This window comes from Singulisphaera chitinilytica (genome assembly GCF_049331405.1).
Lineage (GTDB): Bacteria > Planctomycetota > Planctomycetia > Isosphaerales > Isosphaeraceae > PoT.
In genome coordinates, this window is sequence record NZ_CP186274.1 from 3,164,510 (window position 1) to 3,179,316 (window position 14,807).

Sequence of the window (14,807 nt, forward strand, 5' to 3'; positions counted from 1 at the left end):
GAATCCTCTCGAGGGGGGGAAGGGGCTCAGGGCTGCCCTTCGGGGACCTTAGCGGACGAGGCCACCGCGGCGGCGTTCGCCCCTTCCTTTGCCGGCTTCACTTCCAGGCCAGGCCTGGCACGCTGGAGGCCGTCGACCACGACGAGGTCCTCCTTGGTGACCTTGCCGGTCACGACCCGCATGCCCTCGACCTCCGTCCCGGGGGTCACGTTCCTCCGCTCGATGACGTTCTTCTTGCCGACAACCAGGAGGAACGAGCCCGCCTGGTCGGCCCCGAGCGCCCGGTCGGGCACCAGCAGGGCGTTGTCGGAGACGTCATACGGGACCCGCACGCGGACAAAGAGGCCCGGCGTGATCACGTTCTTCGGGTTGTCGAAGACGCCGCGGAGCCTGACGGTCCCCGTGCTGGTGTCCACGCTCGGGTCGGCGTAGTCGAGGTGCCCCGTGTTCGGGTAGCCGAGGTCATTGCCCAGCCCCATCTCCATCGGGATCGACCCCTCGCTTTTCTTCGGGTTCAACTTTCCCTGGGCGATCTTGGCCTGGATCTTGAGGAGATCGTCTTCGCTGATGTTAATGTAGGTATAAATCGGGTTCGTCTTGACGATGGTCGCGAGGACCGTCGCCTGGCCGTCCCCGACGAAGTTGCCCACGTCGAACTCCCGGCGATTGATCCGCCCGTCGATCGGCGAGGCGATCCGGCAGTAACCGAGGTCGATCTCGGCGTTCCTCACCGCCGCCTTGGCCGCACGCAGGCTCGACCGGGCCGCTAAGATGTTGATCTCGTAGTCGGCCACGGCCTGCTCGAGATTGGCGCGGTCGGCCTCGACCTGGGCCTCGTTCTTCTTGCGGGTCGCCTCGGATTTCTCGAGGTCCTCGCGCGAGCCGGCGTTGCGGGAGAGGAGGGTCCGGTTGCGGCCTTCATCGAGCCTCGAGAGGACGAGCTGCGCCGTGTCGAGGTCGAGCTGGGCCTCGGCCACGCGCTTCGCCTTCGATTCCTCGGACCGCTTGAGCGAGGCTTCCGCCTCGGCCTCGCGGGCCTTCGCCTGCTCAAGCTGGACCTGGAACGGCTCCTCGTCGATGACCATCAGGAGCTGGCCGGCCTTGACATCGCTGCCGTCCTGGAACAGCTTCTCCTTCAAGAATCCCTTCACGCGTGCCCGCAGGTCGACTCGCTCGACCGCCTGGGTCGTCCCGGTGTATTCCAGGTAGTTCGTGACGGCCTTCTGGACCGGGTTGACGACCGTCACCTCCGGAGCGGGAGGGGCGACGTACTCATTCTCCTTGCCGCAGCCCGCGAGCTGGATCGCGATCATCGACACGCAAGATCCCAGCACGGTCAGCAACCGTTGCGGTGCTCGAACCGAAATTCTCGTGCCGGCGAGGGCGCGCGCAACTGTGCGCCCGCCTCCCGAAGGGGGGAAAGCCATGAATCGAAATCCTCCCGCTCGACTCCTATACTGATCGGTCGGTAAGCATTATCGAAGAGGAGCCCTTAGAGTCAAGTCCACCCTCTGTATCCGTCCTAGATTTGCGGCGACCGCGCCTGTGTGAAAGACGCCAATGTTTCTGAAAGGTTCGCGTTGGCGATCCGAAGGAGGTGTCTTTTTCACGATCATGTTCAACGCCGGCACCGGTGACATGCGATGAACCGGGGGCCGGCGAGCGTCGAATCACCGCAGGGTTGGAATGATCCGGCGGGAGCCGGTCCCCCTTGGCCGAATTTCGGGCCGAAATCTCGCCGAGTTTGTCCGAGTCGCTATGATGTTTACGATGGTAGGGGGGAACCTTACCCCTGCGAGAAATCGAGCCTCTCCCCTCGAAATCCGCCGGGGCTGAGTCGCGTCGGGCGGGGTCTTCGCGTATTCCATCCCGTCATCGAGTCACGCATGTCGACACTTCCGTTATAGGAAGAGGATCGTGGGTCCAGATTCTCGAGGCCGAATTTCTTCGTTGAAGCCATTGGGTCCGCTCGAGCATGAGGGGGCGATGACGGCCAAACCGACCCGGGTCAGGAATGCGGAAGGGACGCGTCGAGCCGTGCTGGACGCGGCCGAGCGCCTCTTCGCCGAGAAGGGATATGCTGGCACGTCGATGCGCGACATATCCTTGGCTTCGGGTTGTTCGCAGCCGTTGATCCACCATCATTTCGGATCCAAGGACGCGCTCTATTCCTCGGTGCGGGCCCGCATCATCGAGGAATATGTCTCGCGGTTCCCCGACGCCGACCGGGTGATCGAGCAGCCCGAGCACGCCGGCTGCGAGATCGCCTCGATCGTGGAGTTCCTCCGCGACAACGAGACGCTGCCCCGGCTGGTCGCCTGGGCCCGGCTCGAAGGGCATCACCGGATGTGGCCGGGCGACCTCGAGCTGATGCAGGCGCTCATCGGCCGGATCCGATCGGCCCAGGGCCGGGGGATCATCCGCGACGACATCGACGCGCCGAGCCTCGGCGTGATGCTCGTGGGCCTGGCGGTCTTCTGGGTCGAGAATCGCGACTACTATTCGGACATCTTCGAGAACGGCCCCGACGACGGCTCGTACCTGAACCAGGCCGTCGCGCTCGTGGGCCGCGGCCTTTCGCCACGAGCGCACTCCGGTCCGGGCGCCTCGAAAACCCCGCCGAACGGCTGAGGGCGGCGACCTTGCCAATGTCAAGGAGCCGTCGCGGTCGCCTTCTGCTGCTGCATCCGATCGTGGGGGCGATATCGCGCGGCGCGGCCGGATTCGCGCGACAGCTTCATGAAGTCGAATGGATTGCCGGCCAGGCGGCGATAGGCCTTGAGCTGGGTCTCGTTGAGGACTTTGCCGATCTCCTTGAGTCGTTCCGAACGCTCCTTCACGACCGCCGCCCGGCTCTTCTCGACCTCGTCATCGAACCGCTTCTCGGCGTCGTTCATGGTCTCGCCGGCGCGAGCCGAGGGAGCAGGGACGGCCGAGAGGTGCCACATCCGCTCGCGCCCTTTCATGACGATCCGCTCGACGCGAGCGACCTGGTCGGGGGTCAGGCCGAGCTTCTCCTGGAGATCCTTACGCGAGAACGCGGCGAAGCCGTCACTCTGGAGCTGGATCTGCTCCAGCCGGGCACGCTGCCCGGCGTCGGGGATCGCCAGGACGGCTGCGTCGAACTCCTCGGCCAGGCGACGTCGTGTGGCCATGTAGGACTGATACCGCCCGTCTCCGATCCCCGTTTTGGGAGCCTGAGCCGGCCTGCCTGACTGAGCCGGCACGCGCCAGTTCTCCGGCACCAGGCGAGCCTTCCCGCCCTGGAATTCGCGGATCGACTCGTCCAACCGGCCCCGCTGCTCGGGGGTGAGCTGGAGTTCGTCCCGGATCGCCGGGGACTGTATGAGCGCCACCTTGGGCGTCGGCCCGGCGTAGACGTCGAAGCCATGCCCCAGCACCCCGCGACTCAGGCGGCCGCTCTTGCCGAGGCTGTCCTTAATCGTCGGGGGGGGCTTCTGCGCGAGGCCCGTCGATGGCCAGCCCGCGCAAGCACTCAGGACGTATGCGAGGACGATGCAGCCGGATTGTCTCTTCGAGAGATGCTCGAGGACGTGTGGCGGGATACGCACGTCTTGAAGCCCTCGCATTCGATCGTTGACGAAGTGCACTGGGGGAAAGGGCTCGGCGCGAGATCGAGCAGGATTCGCGGGCCCGAGCCCTTTCCCAAAGTAACTTCCGAATCGAGGACGGCCACTTACAAAATTCCCCGATGGCCGAAAAATTTTCGGCCGATCACCACCGGGCCGAGACCCGGAAGATGTGGGCCGAGCAGACGAGCGGGTCCAGCCTCACGAAATTCGAGGCCCCGTGCCATTCGTAGCGGTTGTTATCGATGAGGTCCTGGACCTGATAGTGCTCCCCGAGCCCCAGCTCGCCGAGGTTCAGATGGACCCAGGCCGACTGGACGTGGTACGGGTCCAGGTTCACCACGACGATGATCTGGTTCGACCCATCGGGCGTCGACTTGCTGTAGACGATGATCTGCGGGTTATCCGCCTCGTGGAACCGCAGGTTGCGATCGAACTGGAGCGCGGGGTTCTCGCGGCGGACCTGGTTCACCCGCGTGATGAACTCGCGGAGCGAGCCTGGCTGATCCAGATTCCAGTAGCGGACCTGGTACTTCTCCGAGTCGAGGTATTCCTCCGACCCGGGCCGGAGCGCCTGGCCGACGCAGAGCTCGAACGGAGGGCCGTAGATCCCGTACGTGGCGCCCAGCGTCGCGGCCAGCACGTGGCGGAGCTGGAACGCGGGCCGGCCGCCGTGCTGCAGGAAGTCGTGGAGGATATCCGGCGTGTTGGCGAAGAGATTCGGCCGCATATATTCCGCCGACTCCGTCTGGGTCAGCTCGGTGAAATACTCGGTGATCTCCCACTTGTTGTTGCGCCAGGTGAAGTAGCTATAGGACTGCGAATATCCGGACTTGGCCAGGTATCGCATCATCTTGGGCCTGGTGAACGCCTCGGAGAGGAAGATCGTGTCCGGGTCGCGGTCCCAGACTTCGCGGATGACCCACTCCCAGAACCGGAAGGGCTTGGTGTGCGGGTTGTCCACGCGGAAAATCTTCACCCCTCGCCCGACCCAGAACAGGAAGACGTCCCTGAGCTCGGCCCAGAGAGACTCCCAGGCCTCGCATTCGAAGTTGATCGGATAAATATCCTGGTACTTCTTGGGCGGATTCTCGGCGTACTTGATCGTACCGTCGGGCCGGTGCTTGAACCACTCCGGATGCTCCTTGACGTAAGGATGGTCCGGCGAGCACTGGAAGGCGATGTCGAGGGCGATCTCGAGGTTGAGCTCTTTGGCCCTGGCCACGAGCTTGTCGAAATCCTCGAGCGTCCCCAGGTCCTTGAGCACGGCCTTGTGGCCGCCGTCCGCGGCGCCGATGGCCCAGGGGCTCCCGGGATCGTCGGGACCGGGTGTCAGGGTGTTGTTGGGCCCCTTGCGGAAGCTGGAGCCGATGGGGTGGATCGGCGGCAGGTAGACGACGTCGAAGCCCATCGAGGCCACGTAGTCGAGGCGGTCGGCGGCGTCCTTGAACGTGCCGTGTTTGCCCGGCTCCTTGGCGGCCGATCTGGGGAAGAACTCGTACCAGGATCCGAACCGGGCCCGCTCGCGCTCGACCGTGATCCCCAGGATCCGCTCGTACTTGGCCCCGCCGCTGCGGTCGCAGTAGCGGATCATCAGGTCGAGCAGCCTGGGGTCGAGCGAGGCCTGGATGCGACCTTCCTGCAGGCTCACGGACCTCAGGAACTCGGCCTGCCCGGCCAGGAAATCACGATCCGGCCCTTCGGCCCGGGTGCTGGCCTCGCGGACGAACTCGGCCCCTTCGAGCAGTTCGCTGGAGACGTCCTGTCCCGCCTCGGCCTTCTTGCCGAGCTCGTAGCGCCAGGAGGCGAAGTGATCGACCCAGGCCTGGACGGTGTACTCGTGACGCCCCTGGCTCGTCACGTCGAACGTGGCGCTCCAGCGGTCGTTGCCGAGGCTGGTCATGGTCACTTCGTTCCAGTTCGCCTCGCCGACCTTGCGGTGGCGGACGACCGCGTCGAGCTTGTCATGCCCCTCGGCGAAGATGTCGGCGAAGACGACGACGCTCTCGCCGACGGTCCGCTTGATCGGGAAGCGGCCGTCGTCGATCTCGGGCTCGACCCCCTCGATGATGACACGCGATGGGGTCTTCGTTACCGAAGGGACTGCTTTCGATACCCCTGCCGCGTGCATACAAAGCCCTCTCAGTTGGGAAGGAATCCGGGAGCGAACTCGCTCGTCGTGGGACCCCCAATCGGCCGCCCGCCGATTGGGGGTTCTTATTCTGCGCTGGTCGGCCGAGTCTGCACAGGGCCTACCCCTGGGGCGTGTCCAGATGCAGGATCCCGAGCATCGGGATCCGGACCCAGTCGGGTCGGTAGTTCAGTTCGTATTGAAGTTCAAACAGCGTCTTATCGAGCATGAAAAATTCGAGAAGCCCCCCGATTGTCGCCGGCTTCGAGGGGAGCAGGGGGGTGCCTTCGACCGCCTTGAGGTACTCCCTCAGGAACGCGGCGGAGGTCCAGGTCTTCCAGATCTTCGCCCAGGGCTCGAGCCGGTCGAATTCCTCGGGGTGTCCGGTCGTGAAGGCGAGCAGTGCGCTGTAGGCCGCGTAGTCGAAGGATCGCAGCATTCCGGCGACGTCCTTCAGCGGCGACTGCTTCGCTTTGCGCTCGGCCATCGTCCGGCCGGGCTCCCCTTCGAAGTCGATGATGAAGAAGTCATTCTCCTGCCAGAGGACCTGGCCGAGGTGATAGTCGCCGTGGCAGCGGATCTTCGTGTACGTATCCTCGGGATTGAACGAGGTGGCGATCCTGGAGAGGAGCGTCGGCCCGACGCCGATGACCTGATCGACCAGCGTCTGGATCGGCGCGGCGACGAAATCGCGCTTCTCCTTCAGCAGGGAGAAGATCTTGCTGCCCGACTTCTTCAACTTCTGCGAGAGGGCATCGAAGTCTTGCCGGGTCAGGGTCTCGGGGGCGAATTCCGGATCTTCGCTCGACCCCATCATGGCCCTATGAAGCTCGCCCGTGCGCCGGCCCAGCAGGCCCAGCGAATGGAGCGATGTTCCGACGACCTCGAAGATATCCGGCGACGGCTCGAGGTCGCTGAGCTCAATCAGGGACCGATGGTCGGAGTCAATCCGCCCCAGCCGATGCCCCTCGGCGCTCACTTGCTCGAAGAATCGCTTGAGTACATCCTGAATCCACTGCCATCCTTGACCCTGATTGGGCACGAGTTCCTGGAGGATCGCTAGCGTGACCGGCTCGCTCCGAGGCCGTTGCAGCTCGATCCAACCGGCGGTCTTGGGTACGCGCGGGAAGGCGACCTTCTCGGTGAGGAACTGGCCGATCTCGACATCCGGGTTGCGCCCGAGGTCGAGCCGGCGAAAGAACTTGAGGAAGTACCGCTTATTGTAGAAGATCGTCGAGTTGCTCTGCTCGACCGAGCCCCGGCTGATGAGCGAGGTCGCGTTGGGATCCCTCTCGGGGATGTCGTCGAAGGCGGATGTCCTCTCGCCGTGGATTTTCCCGGTCCTGGTCGCGGCCTCGCTCTTGTTCTCGATCGCCTGGAGCATCTGCAAGCAGAACTCGTCGCTGATGAGGGCGTCGTAGAGCAGGCCCGACCCTTCGCTGGAGCGGAGCCTGGAGATGACGGACTCGGGGTGGGCGCTCGCGATCGCTTCCGCCGCATCGCCCGTCGCGAATCCCATCGGGATCGAGTATTTATCCGAGTTGCCGTCGCTGTAATAGGCCCGGACGAAGACGACGTGCGTGGTCGTCTCCAGGCCGTTGATGGTGGCCCAGTCGCGGATGCTGATCGTCTCGAGCGTCTGCGACTTGGCACCGAACCAGCGCTGGCGGACGAGATAATCCGGCAGGATCGTCCGCTCCATCGTGGCCCGCGCCTTGCCTTCCAGCAGCGTCTCCCAGCCCCCCGCGAGGACTAGCTCCTGCGCCACCTTCTCCTCGGTGACGAGCGGTGCGACCCTGCGATCTCCCGAGGGGCGGGCCGCCACGTCCTGACGCGGCGAGGGGGTGCTCACGTGTTCGAGTTTGAACCACATGAACGAATAAGGGCCCAGGCTGAGGAAGTACGGCGACTCGCCGATCGTCGGGAACTTCACGCCGCCGAAGAGCTCGTGCGGCGTGTATCCCTGGAAGGCCGAGAGGTCGAGCTCAACCGGCTGAACGTAGCGCGAGACGTTTGCGACGATCAGGATCCGCTCGTCTTCATAGCTCCGGACGTACGCGAGAACCTTGCGATTCCTCGGGTGGAGGAAGTCGATCGTCCCCCGCCCGAACGCCTTGAACCGCTTGCGCAGGGTGATGAGGCGCTTCGTCCAGTTCAGCAAGGACGACGGATCGCGCGACTGCGACTCGACGTTGATGCTGTGATATCCATAGAGCGAGTCGATGATCGGCGGGCTATAAAGCTTGGCGAAGTCGGCCTTCGAGAATCCGGCGTTGCGGTCGCCCGTCCACTGCATCGGGGTGCGGACCCCGTTGCGGTCGCCGAGATAGATATTATCCCCCATGCCGAGCTCGTCGCCATAATAGATGACGGGCGTGCCGGGCATCGACATCAGGAGGCTATTCATCAGCTCGATGCTGCGCCTGTTGTTCGCCATCAAGGGGGCGAGGCGTCGCCTGATGCCGAGATTGAGCCGCATCCGGGGGTCGGCGGCGTATTCGCGATACATGTAGTCGCGTTCTTCGTCGGTGACCATCTCGAGCGTCAGCTCGTCGTGGTTCCGGAGGAAGATCGCCCACTGGCAGTCGGGCGGGATGTCCGGCGTCTGCCGCATGATCTCGACGATCGGATGCCGATCCTCTTGCCGCAAGGCCATGAACATGCGAGGCATCAAGGGGAAATGGAATGCCATCTGGCATTCGTCGCCGTCGCCGAAATACGGGAGCACGTCGGCCGGCCACTGGTTGGCCTCGGCCAGGAGCATCTTGTCCTTGTAGTGCTTGTCCATCTCCTCGCGGAACTTCTTGATGATGGAGTGGCTCTCGGGGAGATTCTCGCAGTTCGTCCCCTCTCGCTCGATGAGGTAGGGGATGGCGTCGAGCCTCATCCCGTCGACGCCCATGTCGAGCCAGTATCGCATCACCTTGAAGACGGCCTGGAGCACCTTCGGATTGTCGTAGTTGAGGTCGGGCTGGTGATGGAAGAATCGGTGCCAGAAGTAGGCCCCCGCGACCGGGTCCCACGACCAGTTCGACTTCTCGGTGTCCGTGAAGATGATGCGGGCGCCCGAGTATTTCTCGGGGGTGTCGCTCCAGACGTAGAAATCGCGCTTGGCCGATCCGGCGGGGGCTCGCCTGGCCTCCTGGAACCACGGATGCAGATCCGACGTGTGGTTGATGACGAGCTCGGTGATGACCCGCAGGCCTCGGCGATGGGCCTCGCGCACGAACCGCTTGAAGTCCTTGGGGGTGCCGTACCCGGGATGGACGCCATCGTAGTCGGCGATGTCGTATCCGTCATCGCGCAAGGGCGACGGGTAGAAAGGGAGGAGCCAGATGCACGTCACCCCCAGGTCCTGGAGGTAGTCCAGCTTCTCGATCAGGCCGGGGAAATCTCCGAGGCCATCCTCATTGCTGTCGTAGAAGGCCTTGACGTGGAGCTCATAAATGACGGCATCTTTATACCAGAGCGGATCGGACTCGATCATCGAGGTTACCTCATCAACGCGAATGCCGCGGCTGGTCCATTAAGCTTCCGACGACAGCAAGGCGACGGGAAAGCGCTCGAAAAGCTTCGAGATCGGCACGAGGCCCCCGGTGTAGTCTTCTCCGGTCAGCTCGTTTCGCCAGCGCCCGTCCGGCAGCGAGATCGTCGTGTCGTCCCACTTGCCCCCGACCTTGAGCGGGAGCCTGGGTGTGACCGTGATGGCTTGTGATCCTCGCAGGAACGCGACCACATTCTCGCGTTTCGCCCCTTCGGCGAAGATCGGAGTATAAGTGCTCGCCTCGCCGAAAACTTCCGGGATTCGCCTCCTCAGCCAGAGGGCCTGGCGGGTGACCCAGAGCTTCGGCAGCCCTTCCTGCGACCTCGCCATGATCTGCTCGGGCGTCGCCGACTTGACCTCCTCGAGCAATCGGCGGCGGATGTCGAAGTCCACGGGCCTGCGATTGTCAGGATCGACGAGGCTGAGGTCCCAGAGCTCGTTCCCCTGGTAGACGTCGGGGACGCCGGGGGCCGTCAGCTTGATCAGGGCCTGGGCCAGCGAGTTGACGCGACCAGGCTCGATCAAGGGCGAGACGAACCGCTTGAGGTCGGCCGTGAACAGGTCGTCGGAGAGGATCGCGGTCGCGAAGTCCTTCAGGGCGTTCTCGTAGGCCTCATCCGGCTCCGTCCACGAGGTATTGACCTTGGCCTCGCGCACCGCCTTGAGCATGTATTCATTGACTCGGTCGACGGTGATCGGCCAGGCCCCGACCAGGGTCTGATAGAGCAGGTACTCGGCATTCCTGTCGGGCATCCCCTCGGTCTTGTGCTTGTCATTCAGCACGGCCCAGCGTTCGACGGCCTCGGCCCAGCGTCCGGGGATCTCGGCGAGGAGCGAGATCCGGGCCCGGACGTCTTCGCTGCGCTTGGTGTCGTGGGTCGTGGTGGCGAGCATCGAGCCGCCCCAGAGCCGTTGCGTCTCCTGGCACTCCTCATGGAAGGACTCGATCGAACGGCCGAAACGCCCGGGGTCGCCGCCGACCTCGTTGAGCGCACTGAGCCGGTTGTAGTTGTAGAAGACGGTGTCCTCGACCCCCTTCGCCATGATCGGCCCGGTGTATTGCTGGAACCGCATCGCGAGCTCGGACTCGAGTTCCCCCTGGATCTGGAGCAGGAGGATGTTGCGGAGGAAGTCGAAGAGCTCCGAGTCGAGGTCGGGCCGCAAGGCCTTGGCGGACTCGATCGCCTCGTTGATATAAGCCTCGTCACGCGGGGAGACCTCGCCCGAGTTGACATCGACATACGTGCGATAGACGGGGAAGCACGCGATGGCCTCGCGGAGCATATTGCTGAGCTCGCGCCTCGAATAATCGCGATAGCGCTTGCGACGCTCGCAGATCTCCATCAATTGCAACGTCAGGCGATTGATATCGCTGCCGAAGAGGTTCTTGAGGACGAGATACTTCTTCTCGTGGACCATGCCGATGTAGTCGACCGACTGCCCCGTGAACCTTGTATAGAAGTCGTTGATGGGGCCTTCGCCTTCGGGGTCGATCAGGATCCCGCCGAGCCGGTTCAGGAAGTCGTAGCCCGTCGTGCCGGCGACCGGCCAGTCCTCGGGGAGGGCCTCGCCGGGTTCGAGGATCTTCTCGACGACGATCCAGCCGCGAGGCACCGCCTGTCGCAGACGCTTGAAATACTGGGCCGGGTCGCGGAGGCCGTCGGGATGGTCGATCCGCAGGCCATCCAGCACCCCCTTGCGGACCCACTCGAGGATCAGGCCGTGCGTGTCCTGGAAGACGCGTTCGTCCTCCATCCGCAGGCTGACGAGGGTGTTGATGTCGAAGAAGCGGCGGTAGTCGAGCTCCTGCCCGGCCGTCTTCCAGTAGGCCACGCGGTAGTTCTGCCGCTCCATGAGCTGGTCGAGCTCGTTCGATGAGCTGTTGATCTCGTCGATCACCTGATCGATGGCGCTGGCGATCTTGGGCTGCTCGACGCAAAGCCGGGCCAGATGCTTGCGAAGCACCTCCTTGTCGCGGTGCCGGCGCGTGATGCTGTTCCAGTCGGTGAGGGTGGCGATGGGCAGATTGCCGAAGGCGTCGCCGAGGAAGGCAAGGTCGTCGGAGTTGGATCGCCTCGCCGCGCGTTCCAGCAGCTCGTCGAGAGAGCGAGGGGCGATCGGCATCACGTGGTCGTGGTAATGGAAGGTGAAGCTGGCGTCCTTGCGCTGGATCTGGATCTCGCCCGCTTCGAGCACGCGGCCGTAGTGGTCCCCCAGGATCGGCAGGAGCACGACGCTCTGGAGCTTGGCCTCGGGGGAGTTCCAGTCCACGTCGAAATAGCCGGCGTAGAGGCTCGACTGGCCGTTCTCGAGCACGTCCCACCACCACGTGTTGTCGCGGCTGGCAATGCTCATATGATTCGGGACGATGTCGAGGATCTGGCCCAGGTCGGCCGCCTTGAGGGCGTCGCAGAGGCGTTGATGGGCCTCGGCGCCGCCGAGTTCGTCGCTCACCTTGTGGTGGCTGAGGACATCATACCCATGGGTGCTCCCCTTGCCGGCCTGGAGGTAGGGCGAGGCGTAGAGGTGGCTGATCCCGAGATCGCTCAGGTACGAGGCGACGGCGGCCGCCGCGTCGAAGCCGAAACCCGCGTGTAGTTGGACTCGATACGTCGCCCGGGGCGTCTTCTGGTCCGATCCCATATTCGCGAATACCCATCAAGTCATGGAGCGTTGTGTTTCGATGGCACGAGCCGAACCGGCTGAAGGATCCCAAACGGAAATAGTTGTCATCAACGAAAAAGAGGATTGTTAACCGAAGAAATCTTTGCATTACAGAGAGATTGATGCTTTTGTTGCTGGGCTTTCGTCCTTGCCATATAGTCAACCCACACCGCCGGTTCTCGCCTTGGTATTACGGACAAATCTCATCACAAGGACCCGAGGCTTATTTAACGCGAACGAAAGGCGGAATCGAGAGCCGGGCCGCGAGACCAGTAGGTAGCAGCATGCTTGGTCGCGCCTCCATCGACCGACCGAAAAGAGTTGCTGGAATGGAGCAATCCTCGGGCCAATACCCCTTTCGGACGTTTTCCCGGGGATTTGGCGAGGTCCGGATAAGGGCTGGGCTAGGTTGATCCATCGGAGGGTACATCGCTGCGCATTTGCTTGCCCGGTGCGAGCGATCTGCCCTCCCTCGACAAAATGGGGGCGGCGACGGGATGGGATATGCCGCTTTTGTCGGAAGACAATTCACGATCGGCGGGGATTCCAGACGATTTTCAGAGTCGACCGGCGCGATCGAACTTTGAACGATGACTTACGTAGAAGAAGCATTCGCGATCGACCCTGTCGACGGCGATCGAATGTCGATCTGCTAAGTTTTTCGTGGTAAACGGCCCGGCAATCGCAGGTTGTCGGACTTGTTCGGCATTCGAACCACGGATATCATGGCCAGATGTGGGCTTTCGCGTCCCGGACGACGACCAACTCCTGTCTCACGGAACCTAATCACATGCCCAGACCCGCATTCCGTCCTCTGGCATTGGTGGCGATCATGGCGTTGATCGCGATGGTCGTCGGAGCCCAATCCCCGGAGCCCAGGCCCCTCGACGAAGAGACCGCGAAGGTGATCGTCGCCCTGGTTGAACAGGGCCACATGGCGAAGCCCAAAATCAACGATGAAACCGCGCTGAAATGGTGCAAGAATTTCCTGAAAGATCTGGATCCTCAGAAATATTACTTTGAAAAAGCCGATGTCGATGAGTTCCTGGCCCAGGCCCCGACGCTCGACGACAAGATCAAGAGCGGCAACCTCGACTTCGCCAAGCTGGTCTTCTCCCGCTTCCTGAAGCGGTCCGACGAGCGACTCAAGACCGTCATGGATCTGCTCAAGGAGAAGCCCGACTTCACCGTGGACGAGGCGATCGTCGACGACCCCGACCAGCTCGACTATGCGGCCAACGCCAAGGAAATCCAGGAGCGCTGGAGGAAGCGGATCAAGCTCGACCTGCTCCAGCAGAAGATCGACAATGTGGACGAGAGCGAGGCCATCAAGAAGCTGACCATCCGCTATCGCGATCGCAATCGACTCTTCCATCAGTTCGACATGTCGGAACTCCTGGAAATCTACCTCAGCAGCCTGACCCGCACCTTCGACCCGCATTCGAGCTACCTGAGCGGCAAGACCTGGGAAGATATGGTCGGCCAGACCTTGCACCTCTCGCTCGAGGGCATCGGCGCGTCGCTGCAGTCGGAAGACGGCTACGCGGTCGTCAAGGAGATCGTCCCGGGCATGGCCGCCGACAAGGACGGCCGACTCCAGCCCGAGGACAAGATCGTCGGGATCCAGAAGGAGAACGGCGAGGAGATCGACCTGGTCGAGAAGAAGCTCAGCGACGTCGTCCGCTTCATCCGCGGGCCTCGCGGCACCAAGGTCCGCCTGATCGTCCAGCCGGTCGGCAGCAAGGAACGGAAGATCTATGAGCTGACCCGCCAGAAGATCGAGCTGGTCGATCAGCACGCCAAGGGCCAGGTCATCGAGGCCAAGGCCGAAGGGGGCAAGGCCTTCAAGATCGGCGTCATCGCCCTGCCGGCCTTCTATGGCGACACGGCCGCGGTCATGAACCAGGACCCGAATGCCGTCAGCGCGACCGAGGACTGCCGCAAGCTGATCACCAATTTCAAGCAGAACGGCGTCGACGCGGTCATGCTCGACCTCCGCGGTAATGGCGGTGGGCTGCTCGAAGAAGCCCGGACCCTCTCCGGCCTCTTCATCAATCGCGGCCCCGTGGTCCAGGTGAAGGACGCCTCGGGCGTCAAGCACATCGATGACCACGACAGCGCGTTGGCCTGGAGCGGACCCCTCGTCGTCCTGATCGACCACCTGAGCGCGAGTGCCTCGGAGATCTTCGCGGGCGTTATCAAGGATTACAGCCGCGGCCTGATCATCGGCGACTCGAGCACTTTTGGTAAGGGCACCGTCCAGAGCATCGTCCCGATCAACGAGCGGCTCCGCCGCGACGACGTCGAGCAACTCGGGGCCCTCAAGCTGACGATCCAGCAGTTCTACCGGGTCAACGGCGAGAGCACCCAGGTGAAGGGCGTCCCGCCCGATATCCACATCCCCTCGCTTCGCGACCAGCTCGACCTGGGCGAAGGGAAGATGGATAACGCCATGAAGTTCGACAAGGTCGACGAGCTCAAGCACGACATCTTCGGCAAGGTGAACCCCGAGCTGGTCAAGAAGCTCGACACCCGCTCCGTCGAGCGTCGCAAGGCCGATCCCAAATTCCAGAAGCAGGAAGAGCGTATCGCCAAGTTCGCCGAGCGGAAGGCTCGCCACTCGATCTCCCTGAACGAAGCCAAGTTCCGGGCCGAGTACGTCCCCGACGACGAGCTGACCAAGGACGACGAGAAGCCCAAGTCGAAGGACAAGAAGAAGCGCCATGCCGACCACCCGGCCTGGGAATCCGACTTCTACAACGATGAGATCGTCCGCATCGTCTCCGACTACCTGACCCTCGGTAGCCAGGCCCTGGCGAATGTGCCGACCCGTGCGAACGCGAGTCAGTAATCGGATTCACGAAGTCCATCACGAATC

7 protein-coding genes are annotated in these 14,807 nt (G+C 63.2%); 2 read left to right on the top strand and 5 right to left on the bottom strand.

The window, feature by feature from the left end; genetic code table 11:
- Window positions 1-26: 26 nt before the first annotated feature.
- Entirely contained in the window at window positions 27-1,313 is a 1,287-nt protein-coding gene (locus ACOYYX_RS12930) for an efflux RND transporter periplasmic adaptor subunit (protein ID WP_422931622.1), read from the bottom strand.
- Window positions 1,314-1,986: 673 nt separating this feature from the next.
- On the opposite strand from ACOYYX_RS12930, the gene ACOYYX_RS12935 reads away from it, so the two are divergent.
- Window positions 1,987-2,631: a TetR/AcrR family transcriptional regulator gene (locus ACOYYX_RS12935; protein WP_422930317.1), complete on the top strand. Its 645-nt coding sequence runs from the start codon at window positions 1,987-1,989 to the stop codon at window positions 2,629-2,631.
- Between the two features lie 20 nt (window positions 2,632-2,651).
- Here ACOYYX_RS12935 and ACOYYX_RS12940 read toward each other — a convergent pair whose 3' ends face one another.
- The 4 genes from ACOYYX_RS12940 to treY all read right to left on the bottom strand — a co-directional run bounded on the left by ACOYYX_RS12940 (window position 2,652) and on the right by treY (window position 11,908).
- Complete coding sequence (locus ACOYYX_RS12940; RefSeq protein ID WP_422930318.1) at window positions 2,652-3,572, bottom strand: hypothetical protein; 921 nt, start codon at window positions 3,570-3,572, stop codon at window positions 2,652-2,654.
- 163 nt (window positions 3,573-3,735) lie between these two features.
- Window positions 3,736-5,721 (bottom strand): alpha-1,4-glucan--maltose-1-phosphate maltosyltransferase, encoded by a 1,986-nt coding sequence (locus ACOYYX_RS12945; protein WP_422930319.1) that lies wholly within the window; start codon window positions 5,719-5,721, stop codon window positions 3,736-3,738.
- A gap of 121 nt (window positions 5,722-5,842) precedes the next feature.
- A complete protein-coding gene (gene treS, locus ACOYYX_RS12950) occupies window positions 5,843-9,208 on the bottom strand; it encodes a maltose alpha-D-glucosyltransferase (RefSeq protein WP_422930320.1) in 3,366 nt (1,121 codons plus the stop codon).
- Window positions 9,209-9,247: 39 nt separating this feature from the next.
- Window positions 9,248-11,908, bottom strand: a complete 2,661-nt coding sequence (treY, locus tag ACOYYX_RS12955; protein ID WP_422930321.1) for a malto-oligosyltrehalose synthase — start codon at window positions 11,906-11,908, stop codon at window positions 9,248-9,250.
- Between the two features lie 811 nt (window positions 11,909-12,719).
- Between treY and ACOYYX_RS12960 the strand changes: the two genes are divergently transcribed.
- Window positions 12,720-14,780, top strand: coding sequence for a carboxy terminal-processing peptidase (locus ACOYYX_RS12960; RefSeq protein WP_422930322.1), 2,061 nt, complete (start codon window positions 12,720-12,722; stop codon window positions 14,778-14,780).
- The last annotated feature ends 27 nt before the right edge of the window (window positions 14,781-14,807 follow it).

Coding starts and splice junctions, on each gene's coding strand:
- treY (WP_422930321.1), bottom strand. CDS start 11,908: ATGGGATCGGACCAGAAGACGCCCCGGGCGACGTATCGAGTCCAACTA.
- ACOYYX_RS12935 (WP_422930317.1), top strand. CDS start 1,987: ATGACGGCCAAACCGACCCGGGTCAGGAATGCGGAAGGGACGCGTCGA.
- ACOYYX_RS12945 (WP_422930319.1), bottom strand. CDS start 5,721: ATGCACGCGGCAGGGGTATCGAAAGCAGTCCCTTCGGTAACGAAGACC.
- treS (WP_422930320.1), bottom strand. CDS start 9,208: ATGATCGAGTCCGATCCGCTCTGGTATAAAGATGCCGTCATTTATGAG.
- ACOYYX_RS12960 (WP_422930322.1), top strand. CDS start 12,720: ATGCCCAGACCCGCATTCCGTCCTCTGGCATTGGTGGCGATCATGGCG.
- ACOYYX_RS12930 (WP_422931622.1), bottom strand. CDS start 1,313: ATGATCGCGATCCAGCTCGCGGGCTGCGGCAAGGAGAATGAGTACGTC.